17 protein-coding genes are annotated in these 14,445 nt (G+C 63.6%); 9 read left to right on the top strand and 8 right to left on the bottom strand.

Going from position 1 to position 14,445, the window contains the following annotated elements; genetic code table 11:
• The first annotated feature begins 3 nt into the window (after positions 1–3).
• The 6 genes from AC1GI4_RS01965 to AC1GI4_RS01940 all read left to right on the top strand — a co-directional run bounded on the left by AC1GI4_RS01965 (position 4) and on the right by AC1GI4_RS01940 (position 5,630).
• Positions 4–333: a DUF423 domain-containing protein gene (locus tag AC1GI4_RS01965; protein WP_294272535.1), complete on the top strand. Its 330-nt coding sequence runs from the start codon at positions 4–6 to the stop codon at positions 331–333.
• Positions 334–383: 50 nt separating this feature from the next.
• A complete protein-coding gene (gene metG, locus AC1GI4_RS01960) occupies positions 384–1,940 on the top strand; it encodes a methionine--tRNA ligase (RefSeq protein ID WP_479628346.1) in 1,557 nt (518 codons plus the stop codon).
• Positions 1,940–2,716 carry a TatD family hydrolase gene (locus AC1GI4_RS01955; RefSeq protein ID WP_479628345.1) on the top strand — a complete coding sequence of 259 codons (777 nt, stop codon included), beginning with the start codon at positions 1,940–1,942 and terminating at the stop codon, positions 2,714–2,716. The genes metG and AC1GI4_RS01955 overlap by 1 nt, the downstream gene beginning before the upstream one ends.
• Complete coding sequence (locus tag AC1GI4_RS01950) at positions 2,713–3,477, top strand: MBL fold metallo-hydrolase (RefSeq protein WP_479628344.1); 765 nt, start codon at positions 2,713–2,715, stop codon at positions 3,475–3,477. Before AC1GI4_RS01955 ends, AC1GI4_RS01950 begins: the two co-directional genes overlap by 4 nt.
• Positions 3,478–3,491: 14 nt before the next feature.
• Positions 3,492–4,049 (top strand): retropepsin-like aspartic protease family protein, encoded by a 558-nt coding sequence (locus tag AC1GI4_RS01945; protein ID WP_479628343.1) that lies wholly within the window; start codon positions 3,492–3,494, stop codon positions 4,047–4,049.
• Positions 4,050–4,199: 150 nt separating this feature from the next.
• The gene (locus AC1GI4_RS01940; RefSeq protein ID WP_066760133.1) at positions 4,200–5,630 is read left to right on the top strand and encodes an ISNCY family transposase; all 1,431 of its coding nucleotides are present in this window, start codon (positions 4,200–4,202) and stop codon (positions 5,628–5,630) included.
• Positions 5,631–5,763: 133 nt separating this feature from the next.
• On the opposite strand, the gene AC1GI4_RS01935 is transcribed toward AC1GI4_RS01940, so the two are convergent.
• The 5 genes from AC1GI4_RS01935 to AC1GI4_RS01915 form a co-directional block, all read right to left on the bottom strand.
• Positions 5,764–6,528 (bottom strand): molybdopterin-dependent oxidoreductase, encoded by a 765-nt coding sequence (locus tag AC1GI4_RS01935; protein WP_066760134.1) that lies wholly within the window; start codon positions 6,526–6,528, stop codon positions 5,764–5,766.
• The gene (locus AC1GI4_RS01930) at positions 6,525–7,316 is read right to left on the bottom strand and encodes a cytochrome b/b6 domain-containing protein (protein ID WP_066760136.1); all 792 of its coding nucleotides are present in this window, start codon (positions 7,314–7,316) and stop codon (positions 6,525–6,527) included. Before AC1GI4_RS01930 ends, AC1GI4_RS01935 begins: the two co-directional genes overlap by 4 nt.
• A gap of 259 nt (positions 7,317–7,575) precedes the next feature.
• A complete protein-coding gene (locus AC1GI4_RS01925) occupies positions 7,576–8,307 on the bottom strand; it encodes a DUF1223 domain-containing protein (protein WP_066760138.1) in 732 nt (243 codons plus the stop codon).
• Positions 8,308–8,337: 30 nt separating this feature from the next.
• A complete protein-coding gene (locus AC1GI4_RS01920; RefSeq protein ID WP_066760139.1) occupies positions 8,338–9,066 on the bottom strand; it encodes a cytochrome c biogenesis CcdA family protein in 729 nt (242 codons plus the stop codon).
• A gap of 7 nt (positions 9,067–9,073) precedes the next feature.
• The gene (locus AC1GI4_RS01915; RefSeq protein WP_082731213.1) at positions 9,074–9,469 is read right to left on the bottom strand and encodes a thioredoxin family protein; all 396 of its coding nucleotides are present in this window, start codon (positions 9,467–9,469) and stop codon (positions 9,074–9,076) included.
• 265 nt (positions 9,470–9,734) lie between these two features.
• Here AC1GI4_RS01915 and AC1GI4_RS01910 point away from each other — a divergent pair, with 265 nt between their 5' ends.
• Both AC1GI4_RS01910 and AC1GI4_RS01905 read left to right on the top strand, forming a co-directional pair.
• The gene (locus AC1GI4_RS01910; protein WP_066760140.1) at positions 9,735–10,262 is read left to right on the top strand and encodes a sigma-70 family RNA polymerase sigma factor; all 528 of its coding nucleotides are present in this window, start codon (positions 9,735–9,737) and stop codon (positions 10,260–10,262) included.
• A 5-nt stretch (positions 10,263–10,267) separates the two neighbouring features.
• Complete coding sequence (locus AC1GI4_RS01905) at positions 10,268–10,918, top strand: DUF1109 domain-containing protein (RefSeq protein ID WP_066760187.1); 651 nt, start codon at positions 10,268–10,270, stop codon at positions 10,916–10,918.
• Between the two features lie 9 nt (positions 10,919–10,927).
• Here the strand turns inward: AC1GI4_RS01905 and AC1GI4_RS01900 are convergent, their stop codons facing one another.
• Positions 10,928–11,389 (bottom strand): YkgB family protein, encoded by a 462-nt coding sequence (locus tag AC1GI4_RS01900; RefSeq protein ID WP_066760141.1) that lies wholly within the window; start codon positions 11,387–11,389, stop codon positions 10,928–10,930.
• 422 nt (positions 11,390–11,811) lie between these two features.
• Between AC1GI4_RS01900 and mazG the strand changes: the two genes are divergently transcribed.
• Positions 11,812–12,549 carry a nucleoside triphosphate pyrophosphohydrolase gene (gene mazG, locus AC1GI4_RS01895; protein WP_479628341.1) on the top strand — a complete coding sequence of 246 codons (738 nt, stop codon included), beginning with the start codon at positions 11,812–11,814 and terminating at the stop codon, positions 12,547–12,549.
• Here mazG and hflX read toward each other — a convergent pair.
• Positions 12,530–13,822, bottom strand: a complete 1,293-nt coding sequence (hflX, locus tag AC1GI4_RS01890; RefSeq protein WP_479628340.1) for a GTPase HflX — start codon at positions 13,820–13,822, stop codon at positions 12,530–12,532. The genes mazG and hflX overlap by 20 nt on opposite strands.
• Positions 13,819–14,421 (bottom strand): RNA chaperone Hfq, encoded by a 603-nt coding sequence (gene hfq / locus AC1GI4_RS01885; RefSeq protein ID WP_479630328.1) that lies wholly within the window; start codon positions 14,419–14,421, stop codon positions 13,819–13,821. Before hfq ends, hflX begins: the two co-directional genes overlap by 4 nt.
• Positions 14,422–14,445: the final 24 nt, after the last annotated feature.

The raw sequence follows: 14,445 nt of genomic DNA, 5'->3' as shown, positions 1-14,445 counted from the left end.
CCCATGGGATTGGTTGCGATCTTGGCGGCACTTTCCGGCGCGATCGCCATCGCCGCCGGAGCCTTCGGTGCCCACCGTGCCGAAGGCGTCGCGGTCGAATGGTTGCGTACCGGCGGCCAATATCAGCTGATCCACGCCGTGGCCGCGTTCGTCGCATTGCGCATGGAGGCGAGGGGGGTCGCCTGGACCTTCGTCATCGGGGCGGCGATCTTCGCGGGCACCCTCTATGCCATGGCCTTTGGCGCGCCGCGCTGGTTCGGGGCGATCACCCCGATCGGCGGCACGCTTCTTATCATCGGCTGGCTCTGGCTGGCCTGGACGGTTCGCGGCTGAGGACGCACGCCGGGCTTCACCTGCGCCTGGGGATGTTCTAGGGACCGGCCATGGCCGATCCATTCTACATCACCACCGCCATCCACTATCCCAATGGCCGTCCGCATATCGGCCATGCCTATGAGATGGTGGGGGCCGACGTCATCGCCCGGTTCCAGCGTCAGGCGGGCCGTGATGTCCTGTTCCAGACCGGCACCGACGAGCATGGCCTGAAAATGGCCCAGGCGGCACGGGCGAGGGGAATCTCGACGCGCGAGTTCGCCGATGAAATGTCCAGCCATTTCCATGTCATGGCCGATCGTCTTGATATTTCATACGACCGTTTCATCCGTACAGTCGACACCGACCACTATGCCGCCAGCCAGGCGATCTGGAAGGCGATGCAGTCCAAGGGCGACCTGTATCTCGACCGTTACGAGGGCTGGTACTCGGTGCGTGACGAGGCCTTTTACGACGAGGGCGAACTGACGGTCGGCGAGGACGGCACCAAGTTGTCTCCGCAGGGCACGCCGGTTGAATGGACCGCCGAGGAAACCTGGTTCTTCCGCCTGTCCAAATACCAGCAGCCATTGCTCGACCTGTACCGCGACAATCCCGACTTCATCCGCCCGGAAAGCCGCCGCAACGAGGTCATGCGCTTCGTCGAGGGTGGGCTGTCCGACCTTTCGGTGTCGCGGACCAGCTTCGACTGGGGCGTGCCGGTGCCCGACAGCCCCGGCCATGTCATGTATGTCTGGGTCGATGCGCTGACCAACTATCTGACCGGCACCGGCTATCCCAATTCGGACAGTGATCTTGCGCGTTTCTGGCCTGCCAATCTGCACCTGATCGGCAAGGACATCGTTCGGTTCCACACCGTCTATTGGCCCGCCTTCCTGATGTCCGCCGATCTGCCGCTGCCGCGGTCGGTGTTCGGGCACGGCTTCCTGCTCCACCGGGGCGAGAAGATGTCCAAGTCGGTCGGTAACGTCGTCGATCCGATGGGGCTGGCCGATGCCTTCGGCGTCGATGCGCTGCGCTATTTCTTCCTTCGGGAGGTAAGCTTCGGGCAGGACGGCTCCTATTCGGCCGAGGCAATCGTCACCCGCGTCAATGCGGAACTGGCCAACAGCTTCGGCAATCTCGCCCAGCGCACCTTGTCGTTCATCGCCAAGAATCTGGGCGGCGAATTGCCTGAGGCCGGGCGCAGCGATCCGGCGGATGCGGCGCTGCTGGAGGAAGTGGTCGTCGCCTGTGCCGGGCTCAAGACCGCGTTCGGTGATTTGATGCTCAGCCAGGGTATCGAGACCTGGATGCGCGGGGTCTATGCCTGCAACCAGTATATCGACGTGCAGGCCCCCTGGTCGCTGCGCAAGACCGATCCCGATCGGATGCATGCCGTTCTCGGCACGCTGGTCCGCGCGATCCGGATGCTGGCGATCGCCATCCTGCCGGTAACGCCGCGCGGCGCTGGCCTCGTCCTCGATACGCTGGGGGCCGACGAACGCGATCATGCCGCGATCGACGATAACGGCTGGTATGCCCGCCGCGCCGGAAATGGCGTGCCGCTGGCCGCCCCGACCCCGGCCTTTCCGCGCCTGGAAATCCCGGCGGGGGCTGAAGCCTGATGCTGGCCGACAGCCATTGCCACCTGAACTATAAGGGGCTGGTCGAGGATCAGGCGGCGATCCTGACCCGCGCGCGCGACCGGGGCGTCACCGCCATGCTCAACATCTCGACCCGCGAAAGCGAGTGGGATGCGGTGATCGCCACCGCCGAACGCGAGCCGGACGTCTGGGCAACGGTCGGCATTCACCCACACGAAGCCGACGCGCACCCTCATATCGATACGGCCAAGCTAATCGAACGGGCCCGGCATCCCCGCGTCGTCGGGATCGGCGAGAGTGGCCTCGACTATTATTACGACCATAGCGACCGCGAACGCCAACAGGCGAGCTTCCGCGCACACATCGCCGCATGCCGCGAAACCGGCCTGCCGCTCGTTGTGCACACCCGCGACGCCGAGGACGATACGGCCGCGATCCTGGCTGACGAGATGGGGAAGGGGGCCTATCCCGGCGTCATCCACTGTTTCACGGCCAGTGGAGATTTTGCCGATAAGGCCCTGGCATTAGGCTTTTATATATCCATTTCGGGTATCGTGACCTTCAAGAACGCGAAGGATTTGCAGGAAACCGCCGCGCGCCTGCCGCTCGACCGTCTGCTCGTGGAAACGGACGCGCCGTTCCTCGCCCCCGTTCCCCATCGGGGAAAGACGGGGGAGCCGTCGTTCGTCGCCGACACCGCCAAGTTCCTCGCCGACCTGCGCGGTGAGACGGTCGAACAGCTGACCAGGGCGACCGCCGAGAATTTCCACCGGCTTTTCGCGAAGACGCGCGCGTGAAAATCCGTATCCTGGGTTGCGGCACCTCTTCCGGCGTTCCCCGGATCGGCAATGACTGGGGAGCCTGCGACCCTGCCGAGCCCCGCAACCGACGGATGCGCTGTTCGGCTCTGATCGAACATGAGGGCACCCGCATCCTGATCGATACCGGCCCCGATATGCGAGAGCAGTTGCTGGCCGCCGAGGTCGGCACGGTCGACGCTATCATCTGGACCCATGACCATGCCGATCATTGCCACGGCATCGACGATATCCGGCAGATCTTCCATGCGTTGGGCGAGCCGGTGTCCGGTTATGCTCGGCCGACGACGGCGGCATCGCTGGAGGGGCGTTTCGGTTATGTCTTCCGGGGCAAGACCGGCTATCCGCCGACCGCGACCATGACCCGGATCGAGGATGAATTTTCGATCGGTTCGATCCGGGTTCGAACGGTCGACCAGCCCCATGGCCGCATCCTGTCAGCGGGGCTTCGCTTCGAATGTGATGGCAAGAGCATCGGCTATGCCACGGATTTCCATGAGCTGACGCCGGATATGGCCGAGCTGTATTCGGGCCTGGATCTGTGGGTGGTCGATGCACTTCGTCGGCATCCGCATCCGGCGCATGCCGATCTGCCGTCCGTCCTGCACTGGATCGACGAACTTAAACCTCGCCATAGCGTGCTGATCCACATGGACCAATCGATGGATTATGCGACCCTTTGCCGCGAATTGCCGTTGGGGGTCGAACCGGCTTATGACGGCATGGAGTTGATCCCGTGAATGCGGATCGGGCCATGGACATCGTCTATTATGGCCTGATCCTTTTGCTGCCACTCAGCGCACTGGCGGCCCGACGCATTCCCATCGGGCAGACCGTGCGGATGGCATTGATCTGGATCGGCATTTTCGGCGTCGTATTTTTGGTGATCGCGCAACGCGAGCGTCTGACCGGCCTTATGCCTGGCGCGGCGGCGCCCAATGGCGTCGTTCGCATTCCGATGGCGGATGACGGCCATTTCTATGCCGACGTTCGGGTCAATGGCGTCGAGCGTCGGATGCTCATCGACAGCGGGGCCACGACAACCGCCTTGTCCGAAGCGACGGCCAAGGCCGCCGGGCTCGATCTTGGCGAAAGCCCGTTCGGCAGCCTGATCGAGACCGCCAATGGTCGTGTCGCGGCTTCACATACGACCGTCGCCGATCTTGCCATCGGGCCGATCCATCTAACGAATATCGGCGCCCACGTAGCGCCGAACTTCGGCGATCAGGACATTATCGGCATGAACGTTCTGAGCCGATTACGGTCATGGCGTATCGAGCAGGGGGTACTCATTCTCAGTGCCCGCACCTGACACATTTTTACATAATACATATTATCAGATTTAGAGGATGTAGGCGCCAGATACAAATGACACCGTCCTGCTAGATAGAAACGGCACTGCCGGTGCTTTCAGTGGGTCGCCGGTGTCATAGCCTTCCTCGGCAACGAGGACGCGCATGGTATGACGGTGCTGACGATGAGTGCTGCTGAGATCACCCGGTTCGACACGCTGATGCGGCTCGACCGCGGCGAGATCCGGATCCCGGACGCGATGGAGCTTCTTGGCCTCCAGCGGCGGCAAATCTACCGGCTGCTCGATCGCCTTCGACAGGAAGGCGCTGCTGGACTCGTGTCGCGCAAGCGCGGACGCCCGAGCAACCGCCGCTACAGCGACGCCTTTCGCGCCGAGGTCGTCGCTCTCGTGCGGGAAAACTATGCCGACTTCGGGCCGACGCTCGCGCGCGAATACCTTGCGGAGCGGCACGGCTTGGGCCTCTCGTGTGAGACGTTGCGTCAGATCATGATGGAGGCGGGCCTTTGGAAAGACCGCGCGGCCAGGCGCCCGCGCCCCTACCAACCCCGCTATCGGCGCGACTGTCGCGGCGAACTGGTCCAGGTCGACGGCTCGAAACACTGGTGGTTCGAGGACCGCGGCCCGCAATGCACGCTGCTGGTGTTCATCGACGACGCGACGAGCGAGCTGATGCACCTCGAGATGGTCGAGAGCGAAAGCACCTTTTCCTACATGCGCGCGACGCGGACGTACCTCGAGCGGCACGGCAAGCCGGTCGCCTTCTACACGGACAAGCACAGCGCGTTCCGCAACAACACAGCCTCGGCGAACGGCGACGGGATGACCCATCTCGGGCGGGCACTGGACCGGCTGAACATCGATCTGATCTGCGCGAACTCGCCGCAAGCGAAGGGGCGCGTCGAGCGGGCCAACGCGACGCTGCAGGACCGGCTCGTCAAGGCGATGCGGCTCCACCGCATCAACACCATCGACGAAGCCAACGCCTTCCTCCCCTCCTATATGGCGCAACACAACCAGCGGTTCGCCAAGGCGCCGTTCGACCCGCGCGATCTGCACCGACCGCTGGCCATCCACGAGAACCTTGAAGCCGAGATGGTCTGGCGCGAGCAGCGCACCGTCACCGGCGCCCTCACCCTGCACTACAACAAGGCCATGTTCATCCTGGAGCCGACCCCGGTCGCTCAGGGGCTAGCGCGCAAGAAGGTGGATGTGTGCGAATACCCGGACGGCCGCCTCGAGATCCAGCACGAGGGCGAGGTCCTGCCTTATCGCGTCTTCGACAAGATGCGCCGCGTGAACCAGGCACCGGTGGTCGACAACAAGCACCTCGACGCGGCGCTGGCGCTCGCCCATGCCATCCAGCAGGTGCAGCCGCACCACGCGAAGCGCAACAACAACGAACCGGCGCGTACCGCTCAGCCCGGCGGGGTGTTCAAGGCCCCCTCGCCCGTACCACCCGGGCCGAAGCTGGACCGCCGCAAACTTGGCAATCAGCGCCTGAAGCGAGGCCCCCGCCTCTCCAACGACGAACTCGTCGCGCGCGGCTTGGGCGAGTATGTCCGCCAACAGACGGGATAACTGCATGGCGCCCCTGCCAGCGTCTCACAAAGGATGGTGAAACGGGAATGTCAGCTTTCGCTGGCGGAATGTCGGACACGTTCAACGTCCAAACCACCGCCAGCATAGAAATTTATCGTGTGATCGCGATCTCTCAGAGTCCTGCGTACCACTCATATCCTGCAGCATCCTCCCAATACCCACCCTTGCCGCCATAGATGCCGGCAAGGCTTGGGACCGCCTCGATCCGCTGGACATATTTCGCGTGTTTATAGCCGAGCTGCCGCTCTACCCTGAGACGTAACGGCGCGCCGTTCTGGACCGGAAGCAGCTGGTCGTTGATCCCCCAAGCCAGGATCGTCTGCGGATGAACGGCGTCGATCCGGTCGATCGATTCATAGTACATGGTCCCGTTGGTCTGTGGGTCGGCACAATGAAACACGATAAAACGGGCTTGCGGACTGACACCTGCGCGATCCAGCAACAGCTTTAGGGGCACACCGTGCCATTTCGCGATCGCGCTCCAGCCCTCCACGCAGTCATGACGTGTGATCTGGGTTCGGGTCGGCATCGCCCTGATCTGGTCGAGCGAAAAGGCTTGCGGGTTAGCGACAGCGCCGTCGACCACCAGCCGCCAATCGTTGAAGTTGACGGCAAGATGCCGTGCATAATCGGTTCCGCCCGGCATCCGGGTGCCATTCGCTCGAAAAACGGGCGAGCGCTGCGAAGGAGCGAACTCCTCAGCTAGCGCCGTCCGGTCCTGCAATAGCCTCTGAAAGGCATAGTTGCCCCGCTCGCCGGATGCGAGGAGCGCGCGAAATTGCTCATTTTGCCCTAGACGGTCGCAGCCTGAGAGTATCGTGCCGGCGCCGGCTGCAAGGCTGCCGACAAGAGCGCGGCGTGTGAGAATCGTTGTCATTGCGTGTCCAAGGTCCGCTTGAGCTTGGCGATATGTTTGTCGGGATCGGGTGGCACTCGGAACCAGCCGGTCAACATCGAACGGACCTCGTTGATCGGACCCGCCAGTAGCACCAAAGTCAGGTGAACGACGATGAACGCAGCTATGATACCAGCGCAAATGAAATGCAGAGAGCGGGCCGACGAGCGACCGCCCAAAAGATCGAGCGGCCAGTGCATGACTGCGTTGAATCCGGGAGACAAGCTCAGCCCGGTCAGGATCAGCAGCGGGATAACGACGAATACGATCGAAATATACGCGATCTTCTGTAGGACGTTATACCGGAGCGCTTCTTGACCAGTGGGGAATTTTAGGCGCGCATGATCCTTCACGTCTTGCCAGAGGTGGGAAGGAGCAAGTTCGCTGCGCCGTAGCGTCAGGTCACGCTGGATGTGCCGGTTGACCAGACTGATGACCAGATGAGCAAGCAGGCCAAACGCGAGAATCCAAGCGAAGAACAGATGCCAGTGGCGAGCAAGCGCCAGATTGTATGTTGAGGGGATTGTTGCCCAGCCCGGAAAGCGCGGCGGAGACCACCACGGCTGATCGAAATTCGCGCCATACTCACCCCAATAAAGGTGCGGGTGGGCGTTCGAGATCATCAACCCGCTCATTAGCAGGACGATGATCGCCACCGCATTGGTCCAATGCCAAAGCCTTGTCGGCAATCGATGCCGGTACACCAGTTCGCCGCCGTGCTCTGCACGCTCGCGGGTCTCGGTGGCTGAAGTCGATAGCGGCTCGATCATCTGCAGCCTCCTCGGTACCGCACACCATCGGCTTCGTGCCGATAGTCGCGAGGGTTTTGTAACCCGGGGCCTGCATCCGGGTGGTCTGCCCAAGCGCCGGTCCGGCGTGTCGAGCGCATGGAGTGGAAAATTCCCATCATCATAATCCCAACTTCGATCGCTGACCGGCCGGAGTTACACGGCCGATGAAATATCGTCGGCCGATGTGCAGCCTCGCTAACTCGGCCGATCCCCAGCCGCGGACGGCACCGCCAACGGCTTACAGCTTGCGCGCTGCGGTGATCGGCCCGCCCGTACCCTGCTGCACCAGAACGGCGGAGCTCAGCCCGCGGGGTGCGCTGGGCAGCGGCAACTCCGTCACCGCGCCGGACCAATTGCCCAGCTTTACCAATTCCCGCACGATATTGCGGTGGGGGAGCGTCCGCCCCCCATTCTCTCCGGCGCGGATCGGCACCTCGACCGTCCGCGGATCGTAGCGGACCAGCCAGATCGTCGATGGAACGTCTTTGCCGGCAGCCAGAGTCAGGGCTCCATTGCGCACCGATATGGCAGGACCGCCACGCGCAGGGCCGGCGCGCTGTATAGCCGCTTCGAGCTGGGCACGATTGCTGCCAACGATAGTGGGCCCGCCGTTGATGATCACCTGCGGTGTCGCCACCTGTGGGCGACCAGCGGCACGCGCATAGTCCCATTGCCGCGCGGTCCAGGCGGGGGAGCCGAAAGTGTCCTTCCAGCCGAGCCGATCCCAGTAGGTCACGGCGAAGGATAAGGCGAGCACGCCCGGCGCATCCGCAATGGCGTTCACGTTGGCGTTGGCAGGCGGGCAGGACGAGCAGCCTTGGCTTTGGAACAGTTCGACCACCACAGGCGCGGCGGGCGTCCCGACGACGAGTGGTTTGACCGGGCGGGGCTGTGCGGCAGCTCCGGCGGGCGCCTGCCCGCAGCCGGCCAGCGCTAACAGGGACAGCAGGGAGAGGATGTTGTGCGTCATGCAGAGTGCCTCGGTGGGAGAGTACGAATGTTAAAAGGCGGTCGACCATTCGGTTACCCGGTCGGGCAGATGATCGAGTAGGAAGGCTTCGAGTTGGCGATCCACCCCTGTCAGGATGAAAATGCCGACGATTAACAGCAGTCCTCCAAGCACGATCTTGCCGCGACCGCCCGCTGCCATCATCCGCCCCCGCCAGCGGGCGAGCGCGCCGCGAGCGGCAAAGGCGATGACCAGCAGCACGGTGGAGATACCTAGTCCGAAGGCCGCCATCACCAGCGCTACTTCGCCCAGATCCTTCCCTTCCGCCGCCAGCGCCACCGCCGCGCCGAGCGTGGGGCCGACACAGGGTGCCCAGACGATGCCGAGCAATGCCCCGATCAGCGCTTGACCCCACAACCCGGCGCGGTCGTCGAGTGCGCTTTGCTGTCGGCTCGCCCAGGCTGCGGCAGGCGTGGCGATCCGTGAAAGCCCGTCCTGAAGGCGAGGTATCAGCAGGACGATGCCCACCAGGCACAGGATGATCGCGCCGGCGTTCCGGACGACAAGCGTATCGATCCCGAGCGCCTGCCCGAACGCGGCGACGACGAAGCCGGTCGCGGTGAACGCCAGCACCAGTCCCGCCGCAAGTGCCACGGGCGCGAAGCGGTGACGCTGCGCCGCCGACGACAGGACGATCGGTACCAGCGGCAGCACGCACGGCGACAGGATGGTGAGCGCGCCCGCCACATAGGCGAGCGCGGGGTTCAACGCCGAGGCCATTAGAGGATCAGGCCAGCGCGCCGCGGATCACCGCGGATACCTTGGCATCGTTGGTCTCGTGAGCGATGCGGCCGGTTTCGCGCTTGCCGCGAAAGCCGATCAGGGTCGACTGCATCGTCGCGCCGAACTTCTGCCAAAGCGGCTTCTGCGTGTCATAGTCGATCCGGAAGACCTGCATGTCGCGATAGGCGGGTTCGGCGATGACACGCTCGATCGTCTTTGCCTGCTGACGGCATACCGGGCACCACGGGGCATGGACCCAGACAAGGATCGGCTTGCCCGCCTTCTGCGCTGCATCGAACGCGGCCTGATTGAACGGTTTGACGGTCGGTGCCGCATGGGCGGGCGCCGCGATCGTGATGGGCGCGGCGATGACGGCGACGGACAGAAACATGGAACGCATCGGTGACCTCCCTTGATGGTTCCTGTCACTACGGGACAACCAGGAAGCCGGTTACACGGCACATGAATGAAAAGATGCCGTTGTAACCAAACGCCGCGCTCCCGCGTAGTCCGTGCACCGGCGCGTTGGAGGGTAGGACTGCATGGACGACGAACAGGTGCCGGTGACGAACGCTGGTCGTTCCGGACTATGCTTGGACGCTATGCCCCTTGATCATTCGCAATATCCCGCTCGATACTGATCGACGCGGCGTTGCGGGGTGTAGATGGGGCAAAGCGAAGATCAGCTCAAGGCATTGATGATCGGGGGGCTGGATGGCGACGCTGCCGCTCACGCTGCGCTACTGCGCGCGCTCGTCCCGCTGCTGGAACGTTTTTATCGCCGGCGGCTCGCCGGCAGCAACGAAGTGGATGACCTGGTGCAGGAAACCTTGATCGCCGTGCATGGCCGCCGGGCGACCTGGGATCGCGGCCGCCCCTTCACGGCGTGGCTCTATGCCATCGCACGCTATCGCATGATCGATCACCTGCGCCGACAGCGCCGGCACATCCCGATCGAGGACGTGGAGGCAATGCTGGTGACGGAGGGTTTCGAAGCATCCGCGAATGCCCGGATCGATGTCGCCCGTCTGCTGGGCACGCTGCCGCCCAAGCAGTCGCGAGCCATTCGGGACACGCATATCGACGGACAAAGCATCGCGGAGGCCGCTACCCGAGCCGGGATCGGGGAGTCCGACGTCAAGATTTCCGTGCATCGCGGCCTTCGTGCGCTCGCCGCCCGGCTGAAAGGGTGACGGCAATGAGCACTGAGAGCACCGAACAGTTGATCCGACAGCTCAGCCGCGACGTAGCGCGTGTGCCGCCTAACGCCGTCGCGCGGCGCATCGCCATCGGGATCGCGACCGGATGCGTCCTTGCGGCTCTCTACATGGGCGCCACGATCGGCGTTCGCCCCGATCTGGATGCGGCGATGCAAGGATCGTCCTTCTGGATCAAGGCCGCCTACACCCTGTCGATCGCGATGGTGGCGATGTCCACGGCGGTGAAGCTGGCTCGTCCGGACGCGAGCGTCCCGCGCGGCCTATGGCTGCTGGCGGTGCCGGCGCTCCTCCTGGCAGGCGTCGGGGTGGTCGAACTCGCCTCGACGCCCTCTGGCGACTGGCTGGCGATGTGGCTGGGCCAAAGCTGGCGGAGCTGTCCGTGGCACGTCCTGACCCTGTCGATCCCGATCTTCGCCGGATTGCTGTGGTCGTTCCGGCGTCTCGCGCCGACACACTTCAGGGCCGCCGGTGCTGCAGCGGGACTGAGCGCCGGGGGATGGGCGGCGACGATCTACTGCCTTCACTGCCCCGAGGTATCGGCCATCTTCGTGCTTACCTGGTACACACTAGGAATTGCCCTCGCCGCCAGCGTAGGAGCGCTGATGGGTCCAAGGCTCCTGCGCTGGTGACCGCGTGCGTCAGTCGCCGCGCGGCATTCGGCGTTGTCCGTCGACCGCGAGTGCGTAACAGGCTGCCAGCAGCACGGCGTCCTTCATCAGGAACTGGCCGGTCGACCCGAGAAACGGAGCGCCGTATCCCGCCTGCCAGAACGCGGGCGCACCCAATGAGAAGCTGAGCGTGACGCAAAAGGTGAATACGCCCATCGCACCGCCGGCGAGGCTTGCGAACGGATAGCGAGCGCCGAGCGCGATCATTGCTCCTGTCAGCAACTCGATAGTACCGATGACGTTGCTTGCGCCACGCTCGCCCCAGATCGGATACATCCAGCTAAAGAGCGGATAGTGGCTTGCGATCTTTGCCACGCCCTCGGCCTCATATGCCGCGAACTTGGCGATGCCGAATAATGCGAAAACGATGACGATCGACCATCGCAACGCAGCGATGGTGGTGGCGTCGTTCGGAACGTAGCTAGTCGTCATAAATCTCCCCTTTGGGAGCGCTTACGAAGCGGGACGGAGATGGGTTACAACGCCTCCCCAGCCAAGGCTCGCCCCCGACATTCCCGATTGGGAAGGTCGATCGAGATCCTGGGCCGCAAACCGGCTACGCCTCGCGGCTCCGGGGCTGATTTTCCCGAAATATGTTCCCGATTGTATTTTCCCGGAATGCGGCATCGGACATGGAGTTTCGGGAAAGGTCAGCCGCGTGAAAACCAGGGTAACCAAGCCCGCTGCTGGCGCAGCGGGTCCGGGGTCAGGAGCCGTGAGGTAATGGCATCAGCGGGGGCAGCGCTGCGCTGTTTGGATGGCTCCACGCTGCCCCCGCTGCTACCAGACGGTGTCATTTCTATCTGGTGACGATTATGTCTTCTCTAAATCGCGGGAACAGAGGACTGGCCGTTATGGATCGCCTGCTGACCATCATGAAGCGCCTCCGCGATCCGGAGACCGGGTGCGAATGGGACGTGGCGCAGAGCTTCGAGAGCATCGCGCCCTATACCATCGAGGAAGCGCATGAGGTCGCCGACGCCATCGAACGGCATGACATGGCGGATCTGAAGGACGAACTGGGCGACCTGCTGTTGCAAGTGGTCTTTCATGCGCAGATTGCCGAGGATCTTGGCCATTTCGCCTTTGCCGATGTCGTTGCGGCGATCAGTGACAAGATGGAGCGGCGCCATCCGCATATCTTCGGCGATCAGGCCGAAGGCGGTCACCATCTATGGGAACATATCAAGGCCAACGAGCGCCGTGCCAAATCGGCCGGTGGCGCGCTGGACGGCGTGGCGCTCGGTCTGCCCGCCTTGATGCGTGCGGAGAAACTGCAAAAGCGTGCTGCTCGCGTCGGGTTCGATTGGCCCAATGCGCAAGGGTCGCGTGCGAAGGTCGACGAAGAAATCCAGGAAATCGCCGAAGCCCCGCCCGAAATGCTGGCGGAGGAGTTCGGCGATCTGCTATTCTCAGTGGTCAACTGGGCCCGCCATTGCGGCGTCGATGGCGAAGCGGCGCTCCGCTATGCCAATAGCAAGTTCGAGCGCCGCTTTCGCGCGATGGAGGCCGAAGCGGGCGATGCCTTCCCTGCTCTCGATCTGGAAGCCAAGGAAGCCCTCTGGCAAAGCGTCAAGCGTCGCGACGGGTGAAGCGATCATAATCGGATTCGGCCAGGCGGACATCATAGACCGCCTGCTCGCCCTCGATCATCTGGTGAAGCACTTCGCCATGGGCGTGGAGCCACGCGGCCCCCGCCCCGTCCCCGGCGTCCAGCGTGACCCGGTAACGCCGATGCCCGGAGGTCAAAGCGGCCGCAACCTGCTCGATCAGATCGTCAATGCCGTCGCCGGTCATCGCCGACACGGCGACGATGTTAGGGCGACGCGCGGCTTCGACCAGCACATCCTCCCGCGCATCGCCCTCGAGCAAATCGATCTTGTTCCAAGCCTCGAACCGCGGAGTTTCCGGGTCCACGCCGATCTCGGTCAGCACCGCCTCGACATCGGCGCGCTGTGCCTCCGTGTCGGAATGCGCAATGTCACGGACATGGATCAACAGGTCGGCGGAAACCACCTCTTCGAGCGTCGCCTTGAAGGCGGCTACCAACTGCGTGGGCAGATCGGAAACGAAGCCCACCGTGTCCGACAGGATCGCCTTGTCGATGCCGGGCAACGAAATCTGGCGTAACGTCGGGTCAAGCGTGGCAAAGAGAAGATCCTTCGCCATGACATGAGCGCCGGTCAGACGATTGAAAAGGGTCGACTTTCCGGCGTTGGTGTAACCGACCAGCGCGATGACCGGCCATGGTGCACGCTGGCGGCGTTCACGGTGGAGCCCCCGAGTCCGGCTCACCTGGTCCAGTTCGCGCCGCAACCGCGCCATGCGGTCGCGGATCATGCGTCGATCCGCCTCGATCTGCGTCTCGCCCGGACCACCCAGGAAGCCAAAGCCACCGCGCTGGCGTTCCAAGTGGGTCCAACTGCGCACCAGACGGCCCGCCTGATAGTCGAGATGGGCGAGTTCGACCTGCAACCGCCCTTCGGCCGTCGCCGCGCGCTCACCGAAGATTTCGAGGATCAGGCCGGTGCGGTCGATGACCTTGGCCTCCAGCGCGGTTTCGAGATTGCGCTGCTGCACCGGCGTCAGCGAGGCGTCGAAGACGACCAGTTGCGCCTCTTCCATCCGCACCTGCTGGGCGATCTGCTCGACCTGACCGCTGCCGATCAGCGTAGCGGGCTTGGGCGCGCGGACGCGGACTGCCACGCGCTCAACCACGTCCAGGCCGATAGCCATGGCGAGTCCGGCGGTTTCCTCGAGCCGCGCCTCGGCGTCACGTACGGCATCGCCCTGGTCGGGCAGGACGATGACCGTGCGGGCGCCGCGAGTGAATTCACCGCGATCGCGGTCGAAACCCGTGCTCAATCCTCGGCCGATCCCGCCTGCTCTTCGGCCAGATTGAGCGGCCGTGCGGGCTGAATGGTCGAAACGGCGTGCTTGTAGACGAGCTGCGCCATGCCTTCACGCTGCAACAACATGCAGAACAGATCGAAGCCTGCGATCTGGCCCTGCAACATGACGCCGTTGATGAGGAACATCGTGACGGGGTCTTCGGATTTGCGCACCGCGTTCAGGAAGATTTCCTGCAAAAGCGGGTTCTTGCGCTGCTGTTCGTTCACGCCGTCGACGATCGCCGCGACATCCAGTGGCCCGGACGGCATGATGGTAGAGATGGCGTGCTTGTAGATCAGCTGCGACTGGCCGTCGCGGCGGAGCAGTACCGAGAAATTGTCGAACCAGGTGACGATGCCCTGGAGTTTCACGCCCTTGACGAGGAACATGGTCACCGGCGCCTTGGAACGGCGCAGTGCATTCAGAAACAGGTCCTGAAGCGAACCCGATTTGTCGGCCATGGTCGAGCCCTTGTTCTTGGCGGGTCCGTGCCCACGAGTAGCGCCGTTTCCCGGCGTCGGAATTGCGCCCGTGTGCCGGGCGCATGCAATATCTATGGTCTCGACGGGCATTCGTCCAGAGGGCGCGCCCGTTTG

Source organism: Sphingomonas sp. 77B, assembly GCF_056497825.1.
This window is presented reverse-complemented; position numbering and strand designations above follow the sequence as displayed.